The 26,068-nt window shown below is 43.8% G+C and carries 25 protein-coding genes; 6 read left to right on the top strand and 19 right to left on the bottom strand.

The window, feature by feature from the left end; genetic code table 11:
• Window positions 1–18: 18 nt before the first annotated feature.
• The 4 genes from AR335_RS20880 to AR335_RS20865 all read right to left on the bottom strand — a co-directional run bounded on the left by AR335_RS20880 (window position 19) and on the right by AR335_RS20865 (window position 3,387).
• Window positions 19–885: a pentapeptide repeat-containing protein gene (locus AR335_RS20880; protein ID WP_062239684.1), complete on the bottom strand. Its 867-nt coding sequence runs from the start codon at window positions 883–885 to the stop codon at window positions 19–21.
• A gap of 40 nt (window positions 886–925) precedes the next feature.
• Entirely contained in the window at window positions 926–1,780 is an 855-nt protein-coding gene (locus tag AR335_RS20875; RefSeq protein WP_062239681.1) for an aminoglycoside 6-adenylyltransferase, read from the bottom strand.
• Between the two features lie 24 nt (window positions 1,781–1,804).
• A complete protein-coding gene (locus tag AR335_RS20870; protein ID WP_053355037.1) occupies window positions 1,805–2,059 on the bottom strand; it encodes a hypothetical protein in 255 nt (84 codons plus the stop codon).
• 77 nt (window positions 2,060–2,136) lie between these two features.
• Window positions 2,137–3,387 (bottom strand): MFS transporter, encoded by a 1,251-nt coding sequence (locus tag AR335_RS20865; protein WP_082683637.1) that lies wholly within the window; start codon window positions 3,385–3,387, stop codon window positions 2,137–2,139.
• A 328-nt stretch (window positions 3,388–3,715) separates the two neighbouring features.
• On the opposite strand from AR335_RS20865, the gene AR335_RS20860 reads away from it, so the two are divergent.
• Complete coding sequence (locus tag AR335_RS20860) at window positions 3,716–4,366, top strand: hypothetical protein (RefSeq protein WP_062239677.1); 651 nt, start codon at window positions 3,716–3,718, stop codon at window positions 4,364–4,366.
• Between the two features lie 46 nt (window positions 4,367–4,412).
• Here AR335_RS20860 and AR335_RS20855 read toward each other — a convergent pair whose 3' ends face one another.
• The 3 genes from AR335_RS20855 to bglX form a co-directional block, all read right to left on the bottom strand.
• Complete coding sequence (locus AR335_RS20855; RefSeq protein WP_062239674.1) at window positions 4,413–5,375, bottom strand: LacI family DNA-binding transcriptional regulator; 963 nt, start codon at window positions 5,373–5,375, stop codon at window positions 4,413–4,415.
• A gap of 145 nt (window positions 5,376–5,520) precedes the next feature.
• Entirely contained in the window at window positions 5,521–8,871 is a 3,351-nt protein-coding gene (locus AR335_RS20850; RefSeq protein ID WP_062239671.1) for a GH36-type glycosyl hydrolase domain-containing protein, read from the bottom strand.
• A gap of 23 nt (window positions 8,872–8,894) precedes the next feature.
• The gene (bglX, locus tag AR335_RS20845; protein ID WP_062239670.1) at window positions 8,895–11,060 is read right to left on the bottom strand and encodes a beta-glucosidase BglX; all 2,166 of its coding nucleotides are present in this window, start codon (window positions 11,058–11,060) and stop codon (window positions 8,895–8,897) included.
• A gap of 438 nt (window positions 11,061–11,498) precedes the next feature.
• Here bglX and AR335_RS20840 point away from each other — a divergent pair, with 438 nt between their 5' ends.
• From AR335_RS20840 to AR335_RS20830, 3 genes are all read left to right on the top strand, one after another.
• Window positions 11,499–12,758 (top strand): sugar ABC transporter substrate-binding protein, encoded by a 1,260-nt coding sequence (locus tag AR335_RS20840; RefSeq protein WP_062239667.1) that lies wholly within the window; start codon window positions 11,499–11,501, stop codon window positions 12,756–12,758.
• A gap of 85 nt (window positions 12,759–12,843) precedes the next feature.
• The gene (locus tag AR335_RS20835; RefSeq protein ID WP_062239665.1) at window positions 12,844–13,728 is read left to right on the top strand and encodes a carbohydrate ABC transporter permease; all 885 of its coding nucleotides are present in this window, start codon (window positions 12,844–12,846) and stop codon (window positions 13,726–13,728) included.
• Between the two features lie 16 nt (window positions 13,729–13,744).
• Entirely contained in the window at window positions 13,745–14,611 is an 867-nt protein-coding gene (locus AR335_RS20830; protein ID WP_053358320.1) for a carbohydrate ABC transporter permease, read from the top strand.
• Window positions 14,612–14,859: 248 nt separating this feature from the next.
• Here AR335_RS20830 and AR335_RS20825 read toward each other — a convergent pair whose 3' ends face one another.
• From AR335_RS20825 to AR335_RS25310, 5 genes are all read right to left on the bottom strand, one after another.
• Window positions 14,860–16,203, bottom strand: a complete 1,344-nt coding sequence (locus AR335_RS20825; protein ID WP_062239663.1) for a glucoamylase family protein — start codon at window positions 16,201–16,203, stop codon at window positions 14,860–14,862.
• A 148-nt stretch (window positions 16,204–16,351) separates the two neighbouring features.
• A complete protein-coding gene (locus AR335_RS20820; protein WP_062239660.1) occupies window positions 16,352–16,819 on the bottom strand; it encodes a hypothetical protein in 468 nt (155 codons plus the stop codon).
• Window positions 16,820–17,157: 338 nt separating this feature from the next.
• Window positions 17,158–17,556, bottom strand: coding sequence for a hypothetical protein (locus AR335_RS20815; RefSeq protein WP_062239657.1), 399 nt, complete (start codon window positions 17,554–17,556; stop codon window positions 17,158–17,160).
• An 83-nt stretch (window positions 17,557–17,639) separates the two neighbouring features.
• Complete coding sequence (locus AR335_RS20810) at window positions 17,640–17,978, bottom strand: hypothetical protein (RefSeq protein WP_062239654.1); 339 nt, start codon at window positions 17,976–17,978, stop codon at window positions 17,640–17,642.
• Between the two features lie 258 nt (window positions 17,979–18,236).
• Window positions 18,237–18,365 carry a hypothetical protein gene (locus tag AR335_RS25310; protein WP_255357618.1) on the bottom strand — a complete coding sequence of 43 codons (129 nt, stop codon included), beginning with the start codon at window positions 18,363–18,365 and terminating at the stop codon, window positions 18,237–18,239.
• Between the two features lie 192 nt (window positions 18,366–18,557).
• Here AR335_RS25310 and AR335_RS20805 point away from each other — a divergent pair, with 192 nt between their 5' ends.
• Window positions 18,558–19,010, top strand: coding sequence for an SgcJ/EcaC family oxidoreductase (locus AR335_RS20805; protein ID WP_053355048.1), 453 nt, complete (start codon window positions 18,558–18,560; stop codon window positions 19,008–19,010).
• Between the two features lie 82 nt (window positions 19,011–19,092).
• On the opposite strand, the gene AR335_RS20800 is transcribed toward AR335_RS20805, so the two are convergent.
• From AR335_RS20800 to AR335_RS20790, 3 genes are all read right to left on the bottom strand, one after another.
• Window positions 19,093–19,452, bottom strand: coding sequence for an SET domain-containing protein (locus AR335_RS20800; protein WP_053355049.1), 360 nt, complete (start codon window positions 19,450–19,452; stop codon window positions 19,093–19,095).
• Between the two features lie 186 nt (window positions 19,453–19,638).
• Entirely contained in the window at window positions 19,639–20,160 is a 522-nt protein-coding gene (locus tag AR335_RS20795; RefSeq protein WP_053355050.1) for a competence protein ComK, read from the bottom strand.
• Window positions 20,161–20,464: 304 nt separating this feature from the next.
• Window positions 20,465–20,674 carry a hypothetical protein gene (locus tag AR335_RS20790; RefSeq protein ID WP_062239652.1) on the bottom strand — a complete coding sequence of 70 codons (210 nt, stop codon included), beginning with the start codon at window positions 20,672–20,674 and terminating at the stop codon, window positions 20,465–20,467.
• Between the two features lie 176 nt (window positions 20,675–20,850).
• Here AR335_RS20790 and AR335_RS20785 point away from each other — a divergent pair, with 176 nt between their 5' ends.
• Window positions 20,851–21,150 carry a DUF5316 domain-containing protein gene (locus tag AR335_RS20785; protein WP_062239649.1) on the top strand — a complete coding sequence of 100 codons (300 nt, stop codon included), beginning with the start codon at window positions 20,851–20,853 and terminating at the stop codon, window positions 21,148–21,150.
• Between the two features lie 215 nt (window positions 21,151–21,365).
• Here AR335_RS20785 and lsrB read toward each other — a convergent pair whose 3' ends face one another.
• From lsrB to AR335_RS20765, 4 genes are read right to left on the bottom strand one after another with little or no spacing between them, the layout of a single operon-like run.
• The gene (gene lsrB / locus AR335_RS20780; protein ID WP_053355053.1) at window positions 21,366–22,421 is read right to left on the bottom strand and encodes an autoinducer 2 ABC transporter substrate-binding protein LsrB; all 1,056 of its coding nucleotides are present in this window, start codon (window positions 22,419–22,421) and stop codon (window positions 21,366–21,368) included.
• A complete protein-coding gene (locus tag AR335_RS20775) occupies window positions 22,418–23,428 on the bottom strand; it encodes an ABC transporter permease (RefSeq protein WP_369795869.1) in 1,011 nt (336 codons plus the stop codon). The genes lsrB and AR335_RS20775 overlap by 4 nt, the downstream gene beginning before the upstream one ends.
• Entirely contained in the window at window positions 23,412–24,452 is a 1,041-nt protein-coding gene (locus AR335_RS20770; RefSeq protein ID WP_062239646.1) for an ABC transporter permease subunit, read from the bottom strand. The genes AR335_RS20775 and AR335_RS20770 overlap by 17 nt, the downstream gene beginning before the upstream one ends.
• Window positions 24,449–25,957: a sugar ABC transporter ATP-binding protein gene (locus AR335_RS20765; RefSeq protein WP_062239643.1), complete on the bottom strand. Its 1,509-nt coding sequence runs from the start codon at window positions 25,955–25,957 to the stop codon at window positions 24,449–24,451. The genes AR335_RS20770 and AR335_RS20765 overlap by 4 nt, the downstream gene beginning before the upstream one ends.
• Between the last annotated feature and the right edge of the window lie 111 nt (window positions 25,958–26,068).

The following is a 26,068-nucleotide window of genomic DNA, read 5'->3' as shown; positions in this document are numbered from 1 at the left end:
CACACCTTTTCAGAATGTTTAAATTTTTCGGCTTGCATGCACCCAATGTGCTGGCTTTGTGAGAAGCCGCGGCAGCTTTGTCCGGGCATCTCCTTTTGCTGCATTCACTTGGGCTTGAGTGAGAAAAATGCTTCCCGTCAGATCAGCGCCTCTAAGATCAGCATCCCGGAAATCTGCTCCGATAAGGTCTGCCCCCCTAAGATCGGCTTCTCTCAGATCGGAAGCAATAAAATAAGCCCCTCTTAAGCTGGCTCCTCTAAAATCTGCTTTTCGTAAAGCAGCTCCCATAAAGTCCACTCCCCGGCCAAAGCTTTTCTTATGATGTTGGGAGTGAATATGCTTTCGATACAATTCACTGACTTTTAAAAGAAGAGCATTAACAACTGCCCGGTGTGCCGGTATATCTAGTTCAACAATATCCTTAGGATCAAGCAGCGTAAGCCGTTCTGTCTTACTGAACACTGATCTCAGATCATCACGAATTGGAAGCGAGGTCTCCAATGTCAGTGCTTCATCCAAATACCAAAGCATTTCTTGAAGCTGCTGCATTTTAGGAAAGACAGTAAACATCAGATCTGCTCTGACTGAATCTGTTCGCCAGTCTTTGCCCTCGAACGTTACTTTTGAAACTTTTTGCCCCGCTCCAAAACAGTCATATACGGAACAGCCTCTGAACCCTTCCTGTCTTAAATTTTGATGAATCGAGCATTTAAAATCCAGTGTTAAATTGGAGCAAGGAACCCCACCGTCTTTATCGACTGGGAAATCTGCCGATGAAGCAAAAGGCAGTGCCGTACAGCACAATCCGAAGCAATTCTCACAATCAGCACGTAAATCATTTCGGTTTGTTCGTAGCTGTCTTGTACCATTGGCAGTATTAGACAATACGTACACCCTCTTTGTTTAAATTTTTATCGTTTCAGTTTCAATACATCCTGTTCGTATCTGCAGGCAGGTGACGGATATATTTTAAATGTGCGGTTACTTTTTGGTCTTCCTCATAGGGATAACTGAATCCCAAGCAGTCTGCAAGTTCAAAGGCTGCCTTCCGGAAAAGGCTGCCCATCTCGAAAAGGGCTTCCCACATATTCTCATACTCACCGTCCGTATAGGTTTTAACGAACTGATCATACTGCTCAGGCTTAAGCAAGAACATGAAATACTTGCCGTGCTTTCCGGAGTCTACAGAAAAGTCGTGCCTCATTCCAATATGCCATTTCAGCATAAGTACTAGCATATCGCGGACTGGCCCGTCAAACATCGCTTTGGCATATGGAAGTTCACGCCTCCATAATCCTTTGGCAATATAGGTACTCACCCACCAGAACTCGTTGCAGCAATCCGAAAAATCTTTTTCTGAAGGACGATTTGTTATGTAGTCTCGATTACTTGATTCAGGCAAATCAGGAAAATTCCCGTCCTTGTCCAGAACCACCTTACTCAAGCTGTCATGCACCATGTCTTGGACCTTTTCTTCAGAATAAAAAGTAAGATCGATGCGTTCACCATCCATAAACTGCATCAGATACGTAAACTTTTCGTTCGTTCCCCATAACTCCCGCGTCCCCATGGCATCAGGAGTCTGCATGATCATGATTTCACCGAATGATGAAATCCAGCTTCGGTTTTTAATATAGTACGGTACATCTTTTGTAACAAAAAGAACATCGTAGTCTTGAAAAATATCCGGCGGCACGTTCGGATTTACACGAGAACCATTCAAAATAACAGCTCGAATCCGTTTTTCCTTCTTTGCAAACTCTACTATTTTTCCAAGCATGTTTTCCTTCTCCCCCCTTTACTGCTACATTCCTTTTCTTCGGCTTTTTTTCTTTTTTAATTCGTAAATGCTGGTTACATTGTCCTTATGTTTTTTGGAAGAATTTCCGGATCCCGGGTACATTGCTGTGGCTGCGACCATACTGAACAGCAGCAGTACGGACCATAGCACTTTTTTTATCCAGGCCACATCAATCCAGACGGTCAGCAGTCCAATGAAAATGGTCAACACGAACAAACCGATCCATACTTTATATAAAGAATCGCCCTTCTGCTTCATATTCTCTCTCCTTCAACCAATGCTTACATTAATGTATGAAAAAAACGCCCGGCTCTATAACCAGGCGTTCATTCATTCTATACTTCTCCCCTAATCTCCTGCTTTACCCCGCTCTTTTTCATAAGCGGCAGCAAGGTGGCCACTCCTACAAAAAGGAGGAGTGCCGCCACTTCATAGATCAGAACGATCGATAAGTGCGATTTCATCCAGCCTGCGACCGACATGGTAATCACCATCGCTCCCATAAAGAGCGGATTTAAGATGCCGTTAACACGCCCAATGAATGCCTCTTCTGTATTTTGCAAAATCATTGTATTGATCCCGATATGGATGCATGGCATAAAGAGACCGGAAAAGAATTGAGCTGCAAGTGTGAACCATAGTACAGTTGAGAATCCCATTCCGATAAAACCAATCGCGCTGGCCGCCAATCCCATCGCTAATAGCACCTGCGGCATGATTTTTTTAGACATGGAAATGGTCAATCCTCCCCCAAGAATCATGCCAATTCCAAAGGCCGCCATCAGCCATTGCAGCTGTTCTTTAGGAAGTCCGAGCCGTTCAGTTATCAAAAAGACACCGAGCGGCTGAGTCAGGCCGATCGCGAGCCCGGCAGCTGCAAAACAGCCCCCAAGCAAGGTTAAAGGCTTGCTGCCTAACACATAACGAAAGCCATCCTTCATTTCCTGCATTAATGTCGTGGTTGCTTTTTCCTCATCATCTACACGGTCTGCAGGCAGCATAAGAAGGGTACCCGCTGATAATAAGAACGCCACGCCCATGACACCAATCGCTGCCATGATGCCGAAATGCTGATACACGAATGTACCGATAATCGGTCCAAGAATCATAAACAGAGCAAATACCGTTTGATACATCGACATCCCCATTTGGACAAGTTCTGCCGGGACATGAAGCTTAAAGAGCTTCATTCCTGACGGCTGTGAAAACTGAGAAAGGATGGAAGATACGAGGGTCGCAAAGAAAATGACCTTCCAGCTTCCTAGTATCAAGGTTAAAAGAACCACAAATACTGATATTGCACTTAAAAGATCGCACCATACCATCGTCCGCTTCGGTCTCCAGCGGTCTGCAAACGTCCCGCCAATAAAGGAAAACAGAAAGATTGGCGCGAATTCCGCTACCGAGATGAGGGAAACGGCCACTGGATTTTCGTTTGTTTTTTCAATAACGTACAGCAGGATGGAATAGTTCCTTACCCAAATGCCAATCTGCAGAAAAAAAACAGAAAGCAATATCGTCCGGATAAACCGGTTCTGGAATAATGCACCCATGCTTACTTTTGGTTGAGATGCTGTTTCGTTCATAAAAAATAACCTCCTGATCCATCATTCTGGACAGGAGGCTCTTGTTACGCCGCAAAAAAGACAGAGAACATGCGCGCAATTCGGGCATGATTCTAATTGGGCTGAATCAAAAGGCTGTACTAATCCTATCCAGAAAAAAATGATCGCAATTGTTTATACGAATGTTTTTCTAAGAAATAAGATTAGTTGTTCATCGCCCTTTGTTCACCCTTCCGATTTTTATTACTTTCATACTACTTCATTATAGATAGAAACTCAATAAGTATTCATAAAAACAGGCATTTTTTCCAAAAATAAGACAGCACGAAAAGAAAAGGAGGAAAACAGCATGAAAAAACATCTTTTGAAATTTTCAATGCCGGTGCTTGCTGCCTGCTTAATCTTCTCACCTTTAAGCGCACAAGCTAAAACAGCACCCCGTGTCCAGCAGCAGTGCCTGAGCGTTTCGGCCGTTAAACTTCAGGGCGACCTGCGAAAGCTCTGGATCGACCACACCATCTGGACAAGAAGCTATATTGTCAGTGCAGTCGCAGGATTAAAGGACCAGGATCAAGTCCTGGCGAGGCTTTTAAAGAATCAAAAAGACATAGGAAATGCCATCAAACCTTACTACGGAGAGGCAGCAGGCAATAAATTGGGCGAGCTGCTGACCGAGCACATCGTTCTTGCAGGAAAATTAACAGCGGCCGCTAAAACAGGAAATCAGGCAGACTTCAAAAAATACAACACCGCCTGGTACAGGAACGCAGACAATATCGCACGATTTTTAAGCTCTGCCAATCCGAACTGGCCGGAAAAAACGTTAAAGGAGATGTTATATATCCATCTCCAATTCGTTACCGATCAAGTCGCTAATCGCCTAAAGCAAAATTGGAACGGCGACATTTCAGCGTTTGATCTTGGCGAGGACCATATCATCAAGATGGCCGATACACTAACCGGCGGAATCATTAAGCAATTTCCTAACAAGTTTCAATAATGCCAAAAGGGAAGGAGCCACCAGGGCTGCCTTCCCTTTTTACTGATTAAACCTTTTGGAGAGACTCTCCCTCTACAAGAGTTACACCGATTTTTTTAGAAGGTGCTGTTTCCTTTCGGATGAGTTTGATCAGCTGCTCCGCCCCTGCCGCTCCCCACTCCCGCTTGGAGTAATCAATAGTTGTTAGGCGTGGATGCGTATATTGTGCGACTTCAATATTGTCAAAACCGATAATGTGAATGTGCTTTCCTATGCGGTACTCTGTTTTAGACAAAAAATTGTACATGCCTATCGCCATCTCGTCATTCAGACAAAAGACAGCGACTGGGCCGGAGTACGATTCAACGATTTTTCTCGCTGCTTTCTCTCCTGTCGGTTTGTTAAAATCGCCTTGGATGACATGGCATTCAAGGCCGTTCTTTTCAGCCGTGGCCAGTGCCTGCTGCAGGCGCTGATCCGAATCAAAGGACGCTTGAGGGCCTGTCACGATGATCAGCTTCTTATGACCTTGATCTGCGGCATGTTCAATCGCAAGCTTTGCTCCGGTTTTATTGTCGAGTAATACTTGAGTGATATTTTCATGCTTCAGTTCACGATCCAGAACAACAAGTTTATGGCCTCGGTCTGCGTAACTGATCAGTTCTTCACTTGAAAAGTTGGCGTCCAATATAATGGCACCGTCGATCATTCCTTCAGGGAGAAAACGGTGGGATTCCTTGCCGCTGCAAACGATCAGCTCATATCCATGGTGTGCCAGCTGATCGAGCATCCCTTGCTGCAGTTCACCATAAAAAGCACCACTGTAATTGGTTAAGAAAACACCGGCAATTTTTGTTTCCCGCTTCTTTAGCGTTCGAGCCGCTGCGTTAGGAATATAGTTCAATTCCTTGGCGATTGCTAAAATTTTAGCGGTGGTTTCCTGCGTGACTTTCCGGCTTCCATTCAAGGCATACGATACGGTTGAAATGGAAACACCAGCTTGTTTTGCAATATCCTTAATACTGACCACCTGGACACACTCCAATCTGTCTATGAAAACGTTATCTCTATTATACATCGTTCTCGCATTTTGATGGTGATTGCTGTTAGATTAGAAAAGCAAAAGCGTCCTGTTCAAGTCCGACAAGCGCTCGAGCTGGACACGGTTTCTGCAGTTACAACCTGACCTCAATCACATTTGTTACTGACTTATCCTGTTGATATACAGCCTCAAGCTCACTCTTACTGATCTTAAAACCGCCTTTTCGGTAACGGTTAGAGAAACGATCAGCAGAAACCGGATTTCCATTAACGGACACTCCGCTCTCATGTTCCCCGCTTAGATCATAGTGGAACGAGACGGGCACTCCATTCACATGAAAATCAAACACTAAGCCGTCCAATTTTTTAGGCAGAACAGGGTCAATGACAAGGATATCTCCTTCTTGCCGGACGCCAAGACAGCTTGAGATGAGCTGATTCATAAAGATTCCCGGACCGCTGGAATAAATGCGCCATCCGCCCTTTACCTGAACGGTCCCCTCTCTAAGTTCTTTAAAGCGTTCTTGTGCTTCATAACGTGTATTGAATTTACCGTCCGAACTGCTGAAGTACGCATTGCTTTGTCTTCGCTCAGCGTTTGGTACCACCTTCTGGATACCGATCGGATTGATCACAGCCAGTCCGTCCCAAGCTTCTTCAGTTTTTCCAAGCTTGGCCATCGCCTCTACAAAACGGATATGAGCGTGGACATATTGAAGCCCCACTTCTCTTCCGAAGTTCGCTGCCTGCTCAGCACGTTTAAAATGGGTGCTGACACCTCCTGCATAATGGGCCGGTTGGTTCATGAGCCTTACACCATCCGGGCAGAGCATATGATTTTTGATCAGCTCATAATGTTCTGCTGCCTGTTCTGGACTTAAGAGTTCACTGATCATGCTTCGCGTCATCGGAAGCAGGCGATACTGAATGCCCGTCTTTGTATCCTTCGGGTGCAGCATCAGTTCTTCTTTCCCTGGTTCCTCCATGTAGATAAAGCCTGGAATCACACCGTCTGAAAGAATGTATCTGTTAAAATCAGACTCAATCCCCGCAGCCAAGTCCTTAAGCTCATCTGCCTGGGCTTGATCAATCGCTGCAAGCTGCCTGGAAAATTGAGTCATCACTTGATAGGTTAACGACACGGTCCAGCTGCTGATCATATATTGTTTCAATTGAGCATTTGCAGGCTGAAGCGTATCATCCCAATCCCCGTCTCCATATGACGAAAGATAGGTATCATGCAAAAAGTTTTTCTTTATATAGTCGATTTGTTTCTTTACGTGGTCAAAAAGGGATTCCTCTTTCACCGTAAACTCACCGTTGTCTTCAGTGTACGGAATGATCTCCTCAAGCAAGCTGTAATCACTTGTTGCCGCTAAATAATCACTGAGCGCTTTTAACGGCCAAACGATAATATCCCCGTGGCTCTCCTGCTGCTGTATTTTGTAATAACGGTCAAACATGAACCACTGCGGCCAATTGCCGGTGCTTTCGTATTGGTGGGAGTAGACTGTCTTAATAATTTCACGAATAGCTTCATAATTTTGTGTCGCTGTAAAATATTCTGCAGGCCCCTGGCATACGTCTCTCGTTCCCCAAGCGGCGCCTCCATACTGTTCCAAACCATGGGGCACAGAATAATGAACGAGCATGTTGTGCGTATACCACCATGAGATCGCGTTCACCTTCTGCAGTTCTTCATTATCACCGCCATGCTGGCTTACACGAAAGCCTTTGTTAACAGAATGGTAGAATTCCTGAAATCGTTCAATTTCTTTTTCAGTATCTTTCTTGGTGAAATGAGATTCTTCTCCGTAGAGCTGTCCCTGAACAGAAAGCGTCCATTCACTTGCTGCTTCAAGTTCAAGCACAGCGAGCGAACTTGATCCTGTTTCAATGCTCTCGCCAAACAGCTCCTCATCCCTTACTCTCATGCCTGTTCCCGTTACATTCATGTCATATCGAAGGTTCGGATACGTCTTTGCACTGTCTGATGATTCATCTGCAAAGAACGAGAGAACATTCCCGCTTTTCTCCATACGGTACGGGACTTCATATTCATTGTTGTTCATGGAAATCTGATTCGTTACAAGGAAACGATATGGCTTTCCGCTTAACGATTGGACTTCCAAGTGAATAACAGGAGAATCAACAGTTGTATAGCTGGTGATTCTCAATGTATCCTTGGCAGTTTTATAGAACCAGCGGGCATAATTAAATCCGATCTCGTAGATGGAAGGCATGGTGAGCAAGCGATACTGCCCATCCATTTCCACATAGATCCGCTGTCCGGAAGTTTTCATCACATTCAGCGCATTTCTCATATTGGTCATCATTTTATTGAACGAGGTATTGCCCTTAACGATATGTGAGTTAAACACACCATACATGTAGGAAGTGGACGTAATGACTTCTTCCGTGATGCCTGCATTGTTTCCGGATACAATAATATGTCCGTGGGGCCGTTCGACGATCAGCTCTTTTTCCTTCAGAACCACGTGCTCAAACGTTGCAGTAAAAAAAGAGAGCAGGCATTCACCGTCGTACTCTTCCAATTGGCGATCAGGGTAGAGTTGGTTAAGTTCTTCTTCTGTGAACGAAATAGACGTAAGCGGATCTCCGAATCTGGAGGATAACTGTACTGGCTCTAAAGCATTGCATTCTTCTGGCTTCTGACCTTTGACCGTGTCCCAAGCACTCTGTAACTCTTGTTGAAATGCCAGTTCAGCTACCGCTTCCGGATGATTTTCTTTAAACAGTCCGTAAAAAACAAACCGTTCTTTTCCGGATAGTAATACTCGAGATGACTGAAGAGCTGTGAACCCAAATTCATATTGATAGACTTCATTTTCAAGCTTTTCTTTTTTTAGGATCTCAGGCTCATTCGTTTCTTTATAGGAGAGCCCGAAGAACTGATATCCGTCCGTCGAAAAGGCTGTGGCCCTTGTTAAAGAACCTTGCTGCAAATAAGGAAACCCTCCGGAGTTCGGCTGGTTTTGACGCGAGCAAACAACATAGCCCTTTTCCCCATCTTCGTAAACAGAATGATCAATATATTGAGAAACGAAAGCTTCATTCGTCCGTACTGCTCCTTTATCTGCAAGCCCGATATCCTGTGCATAAATAACATCAATTTCAACGCCCTTGCCTTCCGTTTCAACCTCCCAGAACCAAACGCCCTGGCTGGTAAGGGAAAATGCAACCTTATAGTGCACATTTGCTGACTTACCTTCCCAAACCACTTGTGAAGCTGAATGACTGACCTTGCTGTTTGAATGGCTGCCGAGCATTGGAAAATATTGAATGCTATCCCCGCCGTGAATGCGCAGATACAGATTGTTCAGCGCGCCATCAATTGGATTGGACTGCCATTGGTTAATCATGATTCCTTGATGAACCGCTTCGAAAAGATCTCCGCTGTTTAAAAAAGTAAACCTGTAGTTCCCTGCCTGTATATCAAATGTGGGCATTGTTTTGGTAATCATGGATCCCCCTCAAATCTTTCAATTTATTTAACTAAAGAAAACGTTACTTCCTTCACATTGCAGCTGCAAGGGCCCACATAAGCGGTATAGGCTCCGGGATCGCTCGCTAACGTTAAATCTGAATGATGGTATCTCAGTTGTTCTTCTTTTAAAGTAAAGATGATTTCCTTTTTCTCTCCGGACACAAGCGCCACTTTCTCGAACGCCTTCAACTCTTTCAGCGGACGGACAACTTCACCCGCCATGTCTCTCACATAAAGCTGTACCGTCTCTTCTCCATCCCGATCTCCTGTGTTCGCGACTGTAATGGATAGCTGAATCGCTTCACCCGGTTTTAAAACATTACTTGATAATACCGGCTCTCCGTAGCTGAATGACGTGTAGCTTAATCCAAACCCAAACGGATAAAGCGCTTCGTTCGGCACATCAAGATACTGAGAAACATAGCGTTCTTGTGCATCTGGTGCACCTTGAGGCCTCCCAGTATTAAAGCAGTTATAATAAACCGGCACCTGCCCCACCGAATGTGGAAACGACATTGACAGCTTTCCGGACGGATTTACTTTTCCTAAAAGAAGTTCTGCCACCGCGTGGCCTCCTTCTGTTCCAGGAAACCAAGCTTCGAGGATAGCGTCTGACTGCTCAGTAACATCCCTAAGATCGAGAGGACGGCCGTTAAACAAAACGGTGACAATTGGTTTGCCGATTTTTTTTAAAGCTGAGAGCAGTTCGTGCTGAATTTCAGGCAGTCTGATGTCGCTTCGGCTCCCAGCTTCTCCGCTCATATCTGAGTTTTCGCCAAGCGCAAGAACAACGATATCTGCATGAGCTGCTGTTTCAAGAGCCTGCTGAAGCTCTTCCTCCGTACCAGTTTCAATACCGCAGCCTTTTGCAACGGATAATCTATCATGAGCCAGTCTTTCCTTCAGCCCATCATACAGTTGAATCGCTGCTTCTCTAGAACCTTTCCATGACCACGGCCCAAGAATATCTCCGTTTTGTGCAAATGGGCCAATTAGGGCAACCTTTTGGCCGGATTGAAGAGGAAGGACATTTTCATTTTTTAATAGAACGCAAGACTTGGCTGCAAGTTCTCTCGCCACCGCTCTGTGCGGCTCACTCATAATCACTTCCTGCTCTCTTTGTTCATCCGTTCCGCGATGAGGGTTTTCAAACAGCCCGAGCTTCTTCTTTAATGCAAGAATGCGGAGTACAGCTTCATCCAGCAGATCTTCTGATACTTCACGGTTTTCAATTAACTCCTTTAAGTGATTCACATAGCACAATGTCATCATTTCAATATCGACACCCGCCGTAAGCGCTTTGGCGGCTGCTTCTTTTTCATCCACTGCCACGCTATGGGGAATCAGTTCTTTTACTGCACCCCAATCTGAGATGAGGACGCCGTCAAATCCCCATTCCTTTCTCAAGAGACCGCGCATCAGCCTCTTATTTCCTGAGGCTGGTATGCCGTCCACCGTGTTAAAAGCGGTCATGACCATCTCACAGCCTTCATCCAATGCTGCTTTATAGGCCGGCAAGTACATTTCCCTCAGCTGCCGTTCAGACATGTCTACTGTATTATAATCACGTCCCCCTTCCCCGGCTCCGTACGCCGCGAAATGCTTGACGCAAGCTGCAACACGGGAAGTATCGGATGTTAGGTCATCTCCTTGAAAACCACGAACAAAGGCGCGAGCAAATTCACTGTTTAAATAAGGATCTTCTCCTGTGGATTCCATGACTCTTCCCCATCGCGGATCACGGACGAGGTCGACCATCGGGGCAAACGTTACATGAACACCTGCTACGGAGGCTTCAGCGGCGGCAATCTCCGCACTTTTTTCCGCAAGCTTGATATCCCATGAGCACCCGATCGCAAGCGGTACCGGAAAAATCGTCTTAAATCCATGAACAATGTCCGCCATGATCAAGAGCGGAATGCCCAGCCGGTTGGTTTTAAGATGTGCTTCCTGTATCTCACGCACCTCTTTCGCGCCGGATGCCCCAAGGACCGAACCGCTATTTCTGACTGTTTCCTTCGTAACGCCCATTTCTGCCATCGGCCCCGTTATCTCTCCTTGTTCTTTTGATCCTTCAAAAAAAGGAGCGGCCAGCTGGATAAGCTGAGCAATTTTTTCATTTAGAGTCATTTCTTTTACAAGAGAATGTAATGTTTGGTCTGGCATTTCATTTCCTCCAATCGGCTTTAATATACGTGCAATATAGATGTAACTTATCATTCCGAAATACGTAGAAACGTTTCGATTACTATTCAAAGAGGATTATAAAGGGTTCCAAACATCATCGTCAATGAAAGAATTGAAACGTTTCACTAATGTCTCTTGCTGAATCCCTTGCAGGCAAAGGGATTCATAAACATAAATAGTTAGAATATTTATTTTTTTAAAATACATTTGAAAAATTCGGTTGTAAACGATTTCATTATGAATTATAATAGCCCTGTCGAAACGTTTCAATAAAAAGCATTGAAAATCTTCTTCTATATTTTTTTGCTAGTAATAGAAACGTTTCACTGAAAAGGAATACTTTACTAGAATTAACCTGCAGTGAAGAAGTAAAATGGATAAGACCCAAAAATTGATCAACGTATAGGGGGAGCAAATATGAAAAACTGGTTACCTAAACTCAACAAAAAGCTAATCGTCGGTTCTTTGGCAGGAGCATTCCTCATGTCAGGTGCGCTCACAGGCTGTTCAGCCAGTTCATCAGGAAGCGGAAAGACAGTGATTAATGTCTGGGGAATGGGAGAAGAAGCCAAATCATTACCCAAGATAGCCGAAGCCTTTGAAAAAGAAAATCCAAAAATTGATGTTAAGGTTCAGGCGATCCCTTGGGAGACTGCCCACGATAAGCTGCTAACAGCTGTTGCTGCTAAAAAAGGGCCGGATGTTTTGCAGATGGGAACGACATGGATTCCAGAATTCGGATCCGCCAAAGCTTTGCTGGATTTAAAACCTTATGTAAAAAAATACCCAGAGCTCGACCCGTCCAACTATTATGCCGGTTCTATAGAAACAACCAAATATAAAAACCAAACGGTCGGTGTTCCATGGTATATCGACACACGCGTCCTCTTCTACCGTACCGATCTTTTAAAGAAAGCCGGTTTCAGTGAAGCTCCAACAACGTGGGAAGAACTAAGTGCAGCTGCCAAGAAACTGTCTGAGCGCGGGAAGAATAAGTACGGCATCAGCCTTGATGTCAAAGAACAAAGCTTAGGCTTTATGTTTGCCCGACAAAACGGAGCGGAATTGCTCGATAGCCAAGGCAAACCTCATTTCAATGATCCAAAGTTTGTGGAAGCGGTCGATTATTTAAACAGCTTCTTTAAAAACGGATCTGCGCCAAAAGACGCTGGTATTGATATCGTACAAGGATTCCGCGGTGACGGTATTCTGCCAATGTTTATAAGCGGTCCGTGGATGGTTAAACTCATTAACGACCAGGCACCAGACTTAAAAGGAAAATGGGCAACCGCTGTCCTTCCTAAAAAGGAAAACAATCTATCAGCACTTGGCGGTTCCAATCTTTCTGTCTTCCAATATACAAAACACAAAGATGCTTCACTGAAATTCCTGGCATTTATGAACAAGCCTGAAACTCAGCTGAAATGGATGAATATGACAAATTCTCTTCCTTCTACTAAAAAAGCATGGGAAGATCAGTCACTGAAAGACAACAAGTTCTACACAACGTTCGGCGAACAGATGAAAGATTCCAAACCAATGCCTGTCATCAAACAATGGGAGCCGGTCGCTCAAGAATACTTAAGCAGCTTTGAAAAGATTTACCGCGGCCAAACCACACCGAAAAAAGAAATGAACGCGTTCAACAAAAAAGCGGAGGATCTTTTAAATAAATAAAGACAAACCCTGATAACTAGCAGCCTTTCTGCTAGTTATCCCTTTACATTCCCAGATTAGATCGATGCGCAGAAAGGAGCGAAACATGAAAGCCATAAACACCAAAACGCCTTACTTATTTATCGCACCTGCCCTTCTCCTTTTAGGCCTGTTTTCTCTGTTTCCAATCGTCGTTGCTCTTGTCATCAGTTTTACGGACATCAGTCTCGAAGGTTTGGGCGACTGGTCGATGATTCATTTTGTCGGATTGGAAAATTACATTCAGGTTTTTAAAGATCCTATTTTTATGAAGTCCTTGTTTAATACGCTTTTTTATGTAGTAATCGGTGTGCCTTTGGTCATTGTTTGTTCTTTGGCCATCGCTTTGTTGATCAACTTCGGCAAATCACGCATTTTCCGGGCCTTCCGTGTGATCTTTTATATGCCTTCGATCACAAACGTGGTAGCAGTCGCCGTTGTATGGAGCTACCTGTACAATCCACAGCTCGGACTATTCAATTATGTACTGAATTGGCTTCACCTGCCTCCTGTTCCATGGCTCACCGATCCGAACATGTCGAAAGTATCACTGATCGCACTCGCTGTCTGGCGGGGAATCGGGGTGAACATGATTATCTTTTTGGCAGCTCTCCAAGGGATACCGAAAACTTACTATGAAGCCGCACAGCTTGACGGAGCAACCAACTGGAAGCAATTGACGAAAATCACCCTTCCGCTCCTGCGTTACGCGATCTTTTTCGTTTCAATCACTACCATGATCGGCTGGCTTCAATTTTTTGAAGAACCGCTAGTCATGACAAAGGGCGGCCCTCTCGACAGTACCACCTCTGTTGCGCTGTTTATTTACAGAAATGGCTTCCAGCTCAGTAATTTCGGATATGCCGCTGCCGGATCTTTCATTTTGTTTATTGCGATCATTATCATCACGCTGCTTCAATTCCGATTGCAGAAAAAAGAGGTGGACTATTAAGATGGAGAATTTAGAGATGACTGCGATAAAAGCAAAGACGCAAGCTAATGCTTCAGTTAAAGCCCGAAGAACGGCCAGTGGCCAGCAATGGGTAACCGGAATCATTTTGGCTCTCGGTGGATTTCTCGTCTCTATTCCATTTATTTGGATGATCTTATCTGCGTTCAAACCGGAAATGGAAGTCATGCAGATCCCGCCAACCTTTTTGCCACATGAATTTACGCTTGAGAACTTTACCAACCTGTTTGAAAACATGAACTTCACGGTTTATTTGCGGAACACAATCATCGTAGTGCTTTGTTCATTCGCGGGTTTGTTCTTAAACGCGATGGCGGGATATGCTTTTGCCAAGTACCAATTCAAAGGGCGGGAAAAATTGTTCTACCTCGTACTCGCTACGATGATGATTCCCGGGCAAGTAACGATGATCCCCGTATACCTGATCTTGAACCAGCTTCACCTGACGAATACGATGGCCGGAATTGTTTTACCAGGATTAGTCGGGGCGTTCAGCATCTTTTTGTTCCGTCAGTTCATGTCTACCATTCCAGATGAGCTGCTTGAAGCCGCACGCCTCGATGGAGCCAGTGAATTCCGGGTGTTCATTCAGATTATCTTGCCGATCTCTAAACCCATCCTGGCTGTTCAGGGGATCCTGACATTTATCGCCGGCTGGAACAGCTTCCTATGGCCTTTGATCATCGCCAACGATGAAAAACTGTATACCCTGTCTGTCGGGCTTTCTCTTTTAAAAGGACAGTATGGCGGCAACTTCGCCTTGCAGATGGCCGGTTCAACCTTTATGGTCGTACCGATCGTGATCATCTTCATGCTGTTTCAAAAGCATATTATTGAGGGCTACACCATTTCTGGGATGAAATAAAGCCAAGCACGCAGACTTTTAGCAGTCTGCGTTTTTTTGTGTGTGCACCTGACAGTATGAGAGTTCGTAGTTTACTATAATCAGCTTTTGGCAGGTAAATGTGCTGTTTTGGCGGGTATTTTTTTATTTTGGCGGGTAAATCTCTCATTTCCGCGGATATCCCTCACGTTTTCGCGGGTAAACAGCAATCAAGCATTCAAATCACACAAAAAAAGAGCGGCATACCCACTCGGGCAGCCGTTCTTTCATTATTTAATCGAAAACTCTTCCCTTTTCAGCAAATCTAGCGGTTTTTCAGCGATAGGATCTTGATGGAAGTAATTACGGATCACATCATGCTTCACATGGTTGGCGATCGATACCATAATCATTCCCTGATCCAGCGCCAGGTAGGCTTTGGCCACTTCCCCGCTCTTTACATTTACGGAGTCATAAAACCCATATTTCCCATAAACGTGCAATTTACTAAGCTCATCAAGGTTTTTACGGACGGCTGTTGGTGCATAGTCCAGTGCAAGAAACGATGCATGAGCCGTTACCGTACCATCATCTTTATAACCCGATGTTCCAAGGGGTGTTGCTGCGAACTCACTGTAGCCTTCAGGAGTGGCAGCAGGAGAGAATCCCCAAGCCCTATAGCCTTTCTCCTTCGCAAACGCCCTTTGCAGCTGAACATGCCGCTCGTTATTTAAACCAAGTGCGTTCTTGCCATATTTTTTCTCATTTAACACAAGGCCCGGCATCAGCCCCTCAAACATGCTTCCTCCCCAGCTCGGTACATACTTTACACCCTTGTACTCATAATGCCCCTCGAAAACTGAGACACCGTCATACTCTGCAGTTGGTCCTTCTGGAATCTGTGACTGCCAATCCCATTCAGGCGGAAGGGTTCTGTACATTTTCCACCAATGATCCCTTGGTACATCTCCTTTGCCGATGGCGATATAACTCCCCAGTCTTGGCTCGGTATAAAACATCCCATAATGATGTTCAGTCAATTTACCCGTCACAACATCATAGCCGCCACGGAACTGTCCGACTTCCGGATCATAAAGTGTCTTGTAATCCATCGCCTTTACAAGTTTGCTTGTTTGCGGATAGAGCTCCTTATAAGCCTGTCCTGCGGTCATTAATCCCGCCGTCAGCCAGCTATTGTCTACCTGCGAAATAAATTGTCCCCAGTCCGTTTTAAGAGAGCCGTCCGTATTGTACCAATTGTAAAATAAGCCGTTCCACTTCTTTAAGCTGTTCAGTGTATGGAGTGTTGTTTGGATGCGCTGAACGGCTTCCTTTCGCGAAATAAAGCCCATTTCCTGCGCAGATATGGTACTCAGGAGATACATTGAAATATTGGTGGGTGATGTATGTTTGGCTTCTTCAACTTTTCCGTTTGGGAGCCTGACCGTATCACTCGTTAACCCCGTTTGTGGATCGGTATAATCACTAAAATAAGAATAGGTATCCTTTGCAATCGCTTTCAAATCATTTTGAAATGCAGCCTGGTTATGTTCAGAGGCCTGAGCCGCAGTAGCTGAACAGACGGTAAAAAGAATACATACTGAAGCGATCACCACATGCATTAGCTTCTTCATTTTTTCTCCTCTCACTGATTTATTTTATTTTATCGAAACGTTTCACCAATATTTTATCATTCTATAGTTTTAACGTAAACTTATTTTCTGAATATTTAGTATCCATCCATTAAAACAGGGCTTTTGACATCCGCAAAAGGTTTCACTTTCATTTTAACAATTGGCTGAACTGCTTTTTCTTTCGCTTGCCCCATGGCTTAATCACAGAAATGACAATGACAAAAAGCAATAAGGAGGTCTGAATAACTGCACTAAAAATCATCATATTTCGATCATGAAGATAGGTGGGATCCTTTAAGGCATCCAGCCCTTGTATTGATGTTAACTTGATTGTGCATTGGACCCAAATGTTTAAAACATTTCCGATGCCCAGTGTGATGAGAGTGATGATTTCTTTCGTGATAAGCCAGTAATGTTTTACTAACCAATGGGTCTTAATCGACAAAAAGATCCCTGTGATCGTGACGCCTAAAAGGCCTGGAATGATCATGGATATGTCGGTTAGATGCATAAAGTGATGCGAGACTTTAAGCACATCGGGGTGAATTGCCGTTACCGCTGTAAGGATAAGAAGCCATTGTATAAAGCGCTTCAGCAGTTGTTCATGGTGAACCACAGTTTCTGTTTGGCCTGCATGTTCTATTGGACGGCCTTAAACATAATAAAAAGCTCAACTCTTAAAAGTGCTGAGCATTTTATTGTTAAAATAGCTTGGACACCTGGGTTGAAGAAAATAAACGGTCAAGAACCGTATATGGCTTTAAATTTGTAAAAGGAAACGGAAATTGCGAATTGTGTGCCATGGGAACAACCACCCATATCGTTGTACATGGGAAGATTTCAAACCCGTACCCTTTAACAAAGCATTTCCTTGATGGGTTCAAAAATATGAAGAAATTAAAAAGCAAACAAACTAAAAACGGAACACCTCTAAGAGGCCTTCCGTTTTTGTCTTCATTTGAGCTGCCACCAGCGTTTTTTTGAAGCCTCTACAAGCTGTGCTATCGCTTCTTTCGTCTCAGAGATCTGTTCCTTAATGGCAACCAATTCTTCCTTCAGCTCAATATTTTGATGGGTGAGATCATGCAGCTGCCGTGACAGCCACTCCAGCTCACTATTTTGCTGTTCATCTTCGACGATAGCATCGGAGGCTTGAGCAAAACCTAAGTTTCCAAGAAGGCTATCGTCTTTTAACAAGTTTGCAGCCATCATCATCATGCTGCTAAGATCAATGGAATCATCGTCTTTGTTAAGAATACTTCCTGCTAAATTCATTATGCCGTTAACATCCAAAGCCTCTCTGCCGCTAACCTCTTCACTCTCTTGTTCTTGAATGTCATTTTTTTCTGTCATATTATCCACTCCCCCTGTATGCATCGTAGGCAAATACCCATAAACATCGTATGCACCGCAGAGGAATTTTGTTAAAAAAACTTTTAATATTCGTTTGAAGCGATAGTACCCACCTGTTTTAAGAGAGGCGATGGATTTTGCACCATGCTGTTTACCATATTCATGAGTTCAGGAACAAAATGAACATCACCTTGTTCCCACCGCACACTCCATTCTCTCAAATTTTCTTGAGCGGACTGAATTTGCTCCTGTTTTTCTTCTTGCAGCAATTCAATGACATGCAATAGGACATTAATATGATTGACTGACAGCAGATCGGTCCTGTAACACTCTTTATTGGCATATTCTGCAGCATCTTTAATGATGTGAGCAACGTCTGTAGGATCCGGCTTATTGGGTTCAAATGTTAGGATGCGTTTCATGGTGATCCCTCCTGCATCTGAATTGAATTTTAAAAGTAGGAATTCTCCTACACGCTTTATCTTTGACATTAGGAAAGCCAGTCCTGCTTTTTCTTTTCGTATTTTTTCGAAAGTTTCCGATTGATTTATGGAAATTGGAAGAAAATCTTAGGGGAATACGGCGATAACATTCAGAACGTGCAGAATTGCAATAAAAAATCTCCGGAAACATGAGCTTCCGGAGATTTTTCTCATAAGGGGATCTAGTTTCTATGCTGATTAAGCACTAAGAATCGCAATGATCGCATCCCGGATAATTGTTTGCTGCTCTGGTGTACCAAGAAGTACCGCTACGAGCAATGCAACCAAAAGGAGTAATGCAAGCACAATTGTGACTAGAGTAATCATTCCCTCACCTCCTTATAAAGAGGATACAAAGGGAAACCCTTATGAAACTAGTATATGCGATTCTATCAATCCCGATTGGTGCAGCTATCCCTAGAAATAAAAAAAGGCTGTCCAATTTGATAGAAAGCAGGACTTGACGATAGACTTGTATAAGGCCAAGCTATAAGTATACTGTACTTGGAGGGATATTCTATGGGTTCTACTGCTCTTGAAGATGTAATGCAGCTATACCGCCAGTTGATTGAAGCCTGGAACGAACGAAACAGTGCCGGCATGGCGGAACTGTTTCTGACAGGGGGAGAATTAATCGGATTTGACGGCAGCCACGTCATCGGAAATAAAGAAATTTTTTCTCACCTTGAGCCGATCTTTGCAAATCATCCGACTCCCGCCTATGTCTTTAAAGTTAAAGGCATTAAGCTATTAAGCAATGAAAGTGCCCTTTTACGGTCGATCGTCGGAATGGTGCCGGACGGGAAAGATGATTTGAACCCCGACCTTAACGCTCATCAGACCCTCGTTGCCGTTAAAACGAATGGAATGTGGAGAATCGAACTCTTTCAAAATACACCTGCTCAATTTCATGGCCGGCCTGAGCTCGTCAGGGAAATGACAGAGGAATTAAAGAACAGCTTTTTTGAGTGAATGACCTTCAGATACAAAAAGGAGTCCAATCGGGTATGATTGAAACTCCTTTTTTTATGTCCTAGTTAGGCGGATACCGCCTTCATATCGGTTTAAACCATAGTTCTCTGTCATCCTCAGGATCCCCATTATAATTCACCAGAATTTCTTCATCCGCATTAATGTCTTTATACGCATAAAAATCAATCATTAACTCACTTTTTTTAAGTTTATACTTGGCATTTGGGGAATAGGAATGATTAAACAGCGATCCGTAACCCAGTGCGATGGCATACCCATCACCCCAGTTAAAAACATAGTCCGCCAAGACCGTTTTAATCATATATTTGCATTCTTCTTTAGGACTCGCTATAACGGGAGCTCTATGGATCAGCTCTCCTTTTTTTATGCTGCGGGTAGCAAAGATGCCTCTGCCAAACCGCGATGGCCTTATTTCAAACATGAATACACAACCTTTCTTTCTTCGATTGTTATATTCATCGTATTCAAAGTTCACAAGCCCTGTACTGGATAAAATAAAAAAGGGCACATGGTGCCTGGCACCTTTAATCAATAAGTCCCATTCAATCTCTTTAGATACAATAAAACCCTGGCGCGCAGAGCAACCAGGGTCTTCATTTGGTTAAATTTAAGGCCGGAAAAAACGATGTGCATAAATCGTTTTTTTCTCATTGATCCGCAGTTCCAAAATAAAACGATAATGTGACGCACGATGGATTTTAGCTTCAAGCGTACTTTTAGCCTGGTTGACTGAAATGAAGGTATCGTTCGAAAAAATGATGTCTGATGTGTCGGAGGAGGTTGCCTTGACCTGTTTTACATGGGCCTGAGCAATCCAGATGCATGTGTCATTGTTCGGAGATTCAAGAGGAATGAAAAAGATGCCCAGCTGCTCACTGATAACAATTGGAGCCCGAGACCGGATTCCCATTATATGAGAAGCCCCATCCTTCCGGCCCTTATAGCTTGACCCATAGTAACCGCAGCTAAAAGTGATAACAGACTTGGGTTTTCCGCAAACACACAACGTTCTGTTTCTTTCAAGAACCTTCGTATGTAACTTGCCATACTCATCGCAGAAAGGCAGTAATGCCATGGTGTCTACATTGATTTCATATTGTTTATTTGGAACCATCACCTTATTTGTCATTAACCACTTACCCCTCTCAATTGAAAGATCCCCAGCCCCTTGGGTGATATAGCACTGCATTTTACCTCAATAACATTCCTCCTTCTGTGAACCAATCAGTTACACATCTTAATTATATCAAAAATTCTGAACTTTTCTACAATATTTTACAAAATAATCCTTTTATCTGTGAAAAAAGACTCAGTTCACCAAGAATCTATTGCAGCTTCAGATCCTCTTCCTCCACATCCCGCAGCTGCACGCCGTGTACCATTCATTGTGGTATCCACTATGTCTTGCCTCCTCTTCTTTTATAGCCAGCCAGCTATTTCTGCTCCATGGTCTCCGCCCTTTTTATCCGGTCCCACTGCTTTCTGGCATCTTCTTTTAACTTTTGGTTGTTGCTGCTGTTCAGATCCTGAGCTGTCGCCCTTACTAAACGCTTACCCTGAAAATCCATAAACTGAATGATAATCTCATTGGTAACGGCCATTCTTTCCTTATACATAAAATGATACCGAATTTGCTCATCCAATTTTACCACCCCCAATATAACGAACATTTGTTCTTATTATAAAATGCCAGCCTGCTGTTTACAATGAAATTTTTAGTGAATATACTACATTTACAGGCTGGATATAAATGGTATTATTGTAGTAATGGAAATTTAAAGATGTGATCAGTATATCCAAGACACAGGAGGCTGATTTTATGAAAAGGTTTTTTATTGCGGGGTTGATTGTCGGTGCTGCTGTTTTATTAAGTGCATTTATTTTGAATGACTGGAGCTTGCTGCTCAATGTGTCTGGCAGCATTGGCCTGGTTTCGCTATTAGCTGCGGGTCTTTTCACTGGGGCTTTTATTGACGGTGACCGGTTCCGGGCAAATTACTTCAGTGAGACCAAAGAGAATCGCCAAGACAGAATACGCTATTCCACCCTCTTACTATTGTTCGCTTTGCCAAACCTGATCGTTGCAGTCAGCTATTACGTAGTACAGAATTACCTTTAATAAAAAGGAAGAGACTCAGATTCGAGTCTCTTCTTTTATTTGGCTGAATTAGTGGGTCGCTGGTTTACCATAACCCAGTTTTGGCGGGTAAATGTCCTGTTTTAGCGGGTATTTTTTTATTTTGGCGAGTATTACCTCCGATTCGGCGGGTAAATCACTTGTTTGGAGGGTAAACGGTAATTTTGCCACACTCCCTCCAAATCCTAACTGCAGAATTAAAATTTGTACTTATCAATATTATCTTTCGTGAATATGACGCGTTCAGGGAGCAAGATAATGCCACTGTCTTTGGATTGATAATCATAGCCCTGAATGGTATTTGGCTCAATTTTTACTTTTCCTATACCCGGCACTTCAAACGAGTCTCCTACTTTGAGAGTCTTGCCTTTGACCGTCATCAGGTAGGAAACGTAGGTAGCGAGTGCTCCCTGCTGTTTAACATCCCATAAGCCGAATTGTTTTACGGTACCGCGTTTAACAAAATCACGCATGACATTTGGTGTTGAAAATCCAGTGACAGTTACCTTTCCGGCTTTTTTGAGGTTTTCAGCGGCTTGTGCCATGGCCGGCAGAGCAGTAGCATCCGGACAGATGACCGCATCCACATCAGGATAGGTTTTCAAGATTCCCTCACCCACGGATAATGATTTCTGCGCGTTATTTTCACCGTATTGAGTTGTGACTATCTCCCATCCTGGATATTTTTTTGCGATAATGGCTTTCGCTTCCTTTACCCATTGATTTTGATCAGTAACCGTAGGACTGGAATAGAAGAAAGCTACTTTCCCTTTATCGCCAATCTGAGAAGCCGTCATATCGATGAGAAGCTGGCCAAGCTGCTGCGGTGTTCCCTGATTGATATAGAACGATCGGTCCTTTGGATTTACATCTGAATCCCAAGTCAGTACCTTCACTCCTTTTTGCTTTGCACGCTTTAATGTTTGAGAGAGGCCGTCAACTGAGGTTGAAGACACCATGATCGCATCATAACCCTGGTTCACAAAACTGTTAATGTATTTTACTTGCCCGGAAACAGTAGCTTCTGAAGGTCCGTCGTATTTCAGTTTGACGCCAAGTTTGTCAGCCATTTCCTTGGCCCCTTCACCACCAGACGTGAAGAACCCTACACCTGTCAGCTTCGGGATGAACGCCAGCTTAACATCCTTTGCCTCTTTGGCCTTCGGTTTACTGTCACCGCTGCTGCAGGCAGCCATCAATGAAATCATTAATGCAAAAATAAGGAACAAAGATAAGGCACTTCTTCTTTTCATCTCATTTCCCCCTTGTACGTAAGATCAGAAGAATTTGTTTTACTTTGCCTGAACCATTGATTGACTTTCTGATAGGAACTTTGCCTTGCCATGACTGAAATAATCAGCATAGCCCCAATTACAATACTCGCCTGTTCACTCGTCAGACCGATCATTTGAAGGCCATATTGCATAAAGCCGATAACAATACTGGCAATCACGGTACCTGCAATCGACCCTTTGCCGCCGATGATGCTCGTTCCACCCAGAACCACTGCAGTAATGACAGGCAATACAGCTTCAGAACCTAAATCTGCTCGAGCTGAACTGAAGTAAGATGTTAGCAGTACGCCGCCTAAACCACCTCCCAATCCAGATAAGATATACGTGCTTAGCGATATCCACTTGATTCGCAAACCGCTATAGAATGCAGCCTTGCTGTTAATGCCGACAAGATACACACTTCTTCCGTATTTCGTAAAATGGAGCAATGTACAAAAGACAGCTGTCATACCGATCAAGAACCAGAGCGGATTGGGAATACCTATGAAACTCCCATTGCCAAGCTGTACGAAGGCATCTGGAAAACCACTGATACCCTCATACCCTGATGCCTTTGATCCGCCGGAAATAACAAGCGCTAATCCAGAAAAAAGAAACATACTGCCTAATGTCACCACGAGCGGCTCTACTCTGCTATATAGAATGATCAGTCCATTAAGAAGACCTGCAGCCAATCCGCAGGAGATTGCAATCAATACCGCCAGCCACACATTCACTCCGTGAGACCAGGAGACTCCCAGAATAATAGAGCAAAGACCCATGATAGAACCGATCGAAACATCAATTCCCCCTGAAATAATGACGAGTGTCATTGGAATGGCTGCAATGCTGATAAACATGAAATCATTCATACTGAACAACAGATTGTTCACATTGAGAAAACCTGGGCTAAGCCATCCGAAAATGCCGATTTCCACAATGAATATAAGCAAGAGGAAGAACTCCCATCTATAGAACCACTTTATCTTCATATCCGCCCTCTCCTGACTTCGGTAGTTTAGAACGGCTCATATTTTCCTGTTCTTGCTGTTTCTTTTTCCCATTGCTTTGCAGCCAGAGCTGAAACCTGCTGTCTCCTGTTACGATCAAAAGCAGAAGAAATCCGGATATGGCGTTGTTCCAGTAGGCAGGAACCTTCAGAAAGACCAAAGAATTATTGATCACCTCAAGAAAGATGGCTCCCAGAGCTGCACCAAACAAAGAACCCTTGCCTCCTGAAAGACTTACACCTCCAAGGACGGCTGCCGCAATGACCTGCAATTCAATTCCTGTACCGGTTTGATTCGGCACAAAACCGATGTTCATGACAAACAGGCAGGCGGCAATCGATGCCGATAAACCGGAGAAAGTAAACGCCAGCACTGTAATGGATCTAACAGGAAGACCGATTAGCCTTGCTCCTGCCTCATTATCCCCTACCGCATAAAAGTATCGGCCCCCTGAGGATCTGGTAAGAAAGAGATAGGCCACTACAGCGGCTATGATTCCAATACAAACCGGAAGTTGAATCCCGAGAAATTCTGCTGAAGACAGTTTTTTAAAATAGAATGGAATATCCTCAATCCATTTACCCTCTGTATAAAACAGCATATATCCTCTTACAATTCCCAGAGTCCCTAATGTCATGATGATTGACGGGATACGAAAGAACGAAACGCCTAAACCATTGGCAGCCCCAATACATGAACCGATAAGCAAAGCAGCGGCGGCTGAAAGAGATCCTGACACCCCATGAGTAAGCATCATCCCGCAGACCGCTGCAGAAAGTCCCATAGTAGAACCCACTGATACGTCAATATTTGCGGTTATTAAGACAAACGATTGGCCGACTGCCAAAACGAGAAGAATCATACTGGACTTCAAAATCAAACCGAGGGAATCCCCACTTGTAAATGCAGGGTTTACAAGACCTATACAGCCTACAAATAAAAGAATGAACAATAAGATAGATGCCTCTCGGATTTGCATCAATCTCAATAGGAGTTTCATGGAGCAGTTACCTCCTCTTCCACACCAAAGGAAGCACTCGTAATCTGATCCAGTGTAATGGCATCGTCCTCCAGTTTTTTGACCAGCTTTCCTTCGTGCATCACCCAAACATGGTCACTCAACGCCATAATTTCTTCTGGATCCGATGAAATGAGAACGATACTGATTCCCTCTTTCTTCAGCTCTGAAATCAATTCATAGATATCCAGCCGTGCACTCGCATCTATTCCTCTAGTAGGCTCATCAAACAAGATTACCTTTGGCTTGGCAGCCAGATACTTTCCTAATACAATTTTCTGCTGATTTCCTCCTGATAAGGACTCGGCAGACTGGCGGCAATTTAACGCCTTCACATTAAGCTGGCTGATGTACTGTTCCGCTATCTTTTGTTCTTGCTTAAATGGAATGATCCATCCTTTTCCCTTATGAAGTATGGCTGAGGTTAAATTTCCTTTTAACGATGCAATTGAAAATATACCGTGTGCATATCGATCCTCCGGTATATAAACGAGGCCTCTGTCGATCCGCTTTCTGACAGATAAAGTTGAAATATCTTCGCCTTCAAGACAAACTTCTCCTGAAGCGCACTGTGATATGCCAAAAATCGCTTCAGCTAGTTCAGTTCTCCCTGCCCCAACGATTCCTGCTATTCCTACCACTTCACCCTTGCAAACAGTGAACGACACAGAACGAAACCGCTTGCCAAATAGATTTTTTACAGACAAAATTGGAGTTTTGTCCTCTGCCTTTCCTTCCTGTCTACAAGGACTGACTGAAGCTTTTGAATCAAATGTTTTTCCTTCAGGCATAAGGTTCTGAACCAGCTTTTCATAGGAAAACTGAGAAACAGGGCCTGAAGCACTGATCACTCCGTCACGCAAAACGGATATATGATGGGCAAGCTCGAAGATTTCCGAAAAGCGGTGAGTAATATATACAATTCCCTTTCCGCTGCTTGCCAGCTGTTTAACAATTCTGAACAGGCTTGATATTTCATGGTGGGTTAGTGTGGAGGTCGGCTCATCCAGAATCAGCAGCTCAGCATCACGCATAAGGCCTCTCAGCAATTCAACCAGCTGCTGCTCGGCAATGGAGAGCGTCGATGCCAATCGAGAAAGATCCAAATTCCAGCCAAGTCTAGTATTAAGTTCCCTAATCTTTTGTTTAACGTTCTTTTTCGGCTGTTTGAGGCCAATCGAAATGTTTTCCTCCACTGACATATTCGGAAAGATTAAAGGTTCTTGCGGAACGAGATAAATGCCTTTCTTATGTGCTTCTGCCGGAGAGTTGAAATGGACCTGCTCCCCTTTCATCAGCAATTGCCCGGAATCTGCTTGATACAGCCCGGTTATGATTTTCATTAGAGTAGACTTTCCTGCTCCATTTCCACCAATCAAAGCATGAATGTGGCCGGATAATACACTCATGTCCACGCCTTTCAAAACCAGATTCTCAGAAAATTGCTTTTTGATCTCAGACATTTGTAACAGGGATTCTTCACCCATTGGATTCACCTGCCTTTCAATCAAACAATTTTTATTGCCGCTAATTTTTGTTGGGAAAGAATAAGTGGTATTTGTAGCATTTTATCTTAGCAAATGATTCCTTAGAACCCA

This window comes from Fictibacillus sp. FJAT-27399 (genome assembly GCF_001510655.1).
GTDB classification, from domain to species: Bacteria; Bacillota; Bacilli; order Bacillales; family Fictibacillaceae; genus Fictibacillus_C; species Fictibacillus_C marinisediminis.
Note: the sequence above shows the minus strand (reverse complement) of the source record. Positions and strands in the feature narration are given on the sequence as shown.

What these genes read in the sequence shown, in the direction of transcription:
- AR335_RS20835 (WP_062239665.1), top strand. Translation starts at nt 12,844, where the DNA reads ATGAAAGCCATAAACACCAAAACGCCTTACTTATTTATCGCACCTGCC.
- AR335_RS20765 (WP_062239643.1), bottom strand. Translation starts at nt 25,957, where the DNA reads ATGGGTGAAGAATCCCTGTTACAAATGTCTGAGATCAAAAAGCAATTT.
- AR335_RS20785 (WP_062239649.1), top strand. Translation starts at nt 20,851, where the DNA reads ATGAAAAGGTTTTTTATTGCGGGGTTGATTGTCGGTGCTGCTGTTTTA.
- AR335_RS20870 (WP_053355037.1), bottom strand. Translation starts at nt 2,059, where the DNA reads ATGAAGCAGAAGGGCGATTCTTTATATAAAGTATGGATCGGTTTGTTC.
- AR335_RS20805 (WP_053355048.1), top strand. Translation starts at nt 18,558, where the DNA reads ATGGGTTCTACTGCTCTTGAAGATGTAATGCAGCTATACCGCCAGTTG.
- AR335_RS25310 (WP_255357618.1), bottom strand. Translation starts at nt 18,365, where the DNA reads ATGATTACTCTAGTCACAATTGTGCTTGCATTACTCCTTTTGGTTGCA.
- AR335_RS20840 (WP_062239667.1), top strand. Translation starts at nt 11,499, where the DNA reads ATGAAAAACTGGTTACCTAAACTCAACAAAAAGCTAATCGTCGGTTCT.
- AR335_RS20795 (WP_053355050.1), bottom strand. Translation starts at nt 20,160, where the DNA reads ATGACAAATAAGGTGATGGTTCCAAATAAACAATATGAAATCAATGTA.
- lsrB (WP_053355053.1), bottom strand. Translation starts at nt 22,421, where the DNA reads ATGAAAAGAAGAAGTGCCTTATCTTTGTTCCTTATTTTTGCATTAATG.
- AR335_RS20800 (WP_053355049.1), bottom strand. Translation starts at nt 19,452, where the DNA reads ATGTTTGAAATAAGGCCATCGCGGTTTGGCAGAGGCATCTTTGCTACC.
- AR335_RS20875 (WP_062239681.1), bottom strand. Translation starts at nt 1,780, where the DNA reads ATGCTTGGAAAAATAGTAGAGTTTGCAAAGAAGGAAAAACGGATTCGA.
- AR335_RS20860 (WP_062239677.1), top strand. Translation starts at nt 3,716, where the DNA reads ATGAAAAAACATCTTTTGAAATTTTCAATGCCGGTGCTTGCTGCCTGC.
- AR335_RS20825 (WP_062239663.1), bottom strand. Translation starts at nt 16,203, where the DNA reads ATGAAGAAGCTAATGCATGTGGTGATCGCTTCAGTATGTATTCTTTTT.
- AR335_RS20850 (WP_062239671.1), bottom strand. Translation starts at nt 8,871, where the DNA reads ATGATTACCAAAACAATGCCCACATTTGATATACAGGCAGGGAACTAC.
- AR335_RS20865 (WP_082683637.1), bottom strand. Translation starts at nt 3,387, where the DNA reads ATGAACGAAACAGCATCTCAACCAAAAGTAAGCATGGGTGCATTATTC.
- AR335_RS20815 (WP_062239657.1), bottom strand. Translation starts at nt 17,556, where the DNA reads ATGACAGAAAAAAATGACATTCAAGAACAAGAGAGTGAAGAGGTTAGC.
- bglX (WP_062239670.1), bottom strand. Translation starts at nt 11,060, where the DNA reads ATGCCAGACCAAACATTACATTCTCTTGTAAAAGAAATGACTCTAAAT.
- AR335_RS20770 (WP_062239646.1), bottom strand. Translation starts at nt 24,452, where the DNA reads ATGAAACTCCTATTGAGATTGATGCAAATCCGAGAGGCATCTATCTTA.
- AR335_RS20830 (WP_053358320.1), top strand. Translation starts at nt 13,745, where the DNA reads ATGACTGCGATAAAAGCAAAGACGCAAGCTAATGCTTCAGTTAAAGCC.
- AR335_RS20810 (WP_062239654.1), bottom strand. Translation starts at nt 17,978, where the DNA reads ATGAAACGCATCCTAACATTTGAACCCAATAAGCCGGATCCTACAGAC.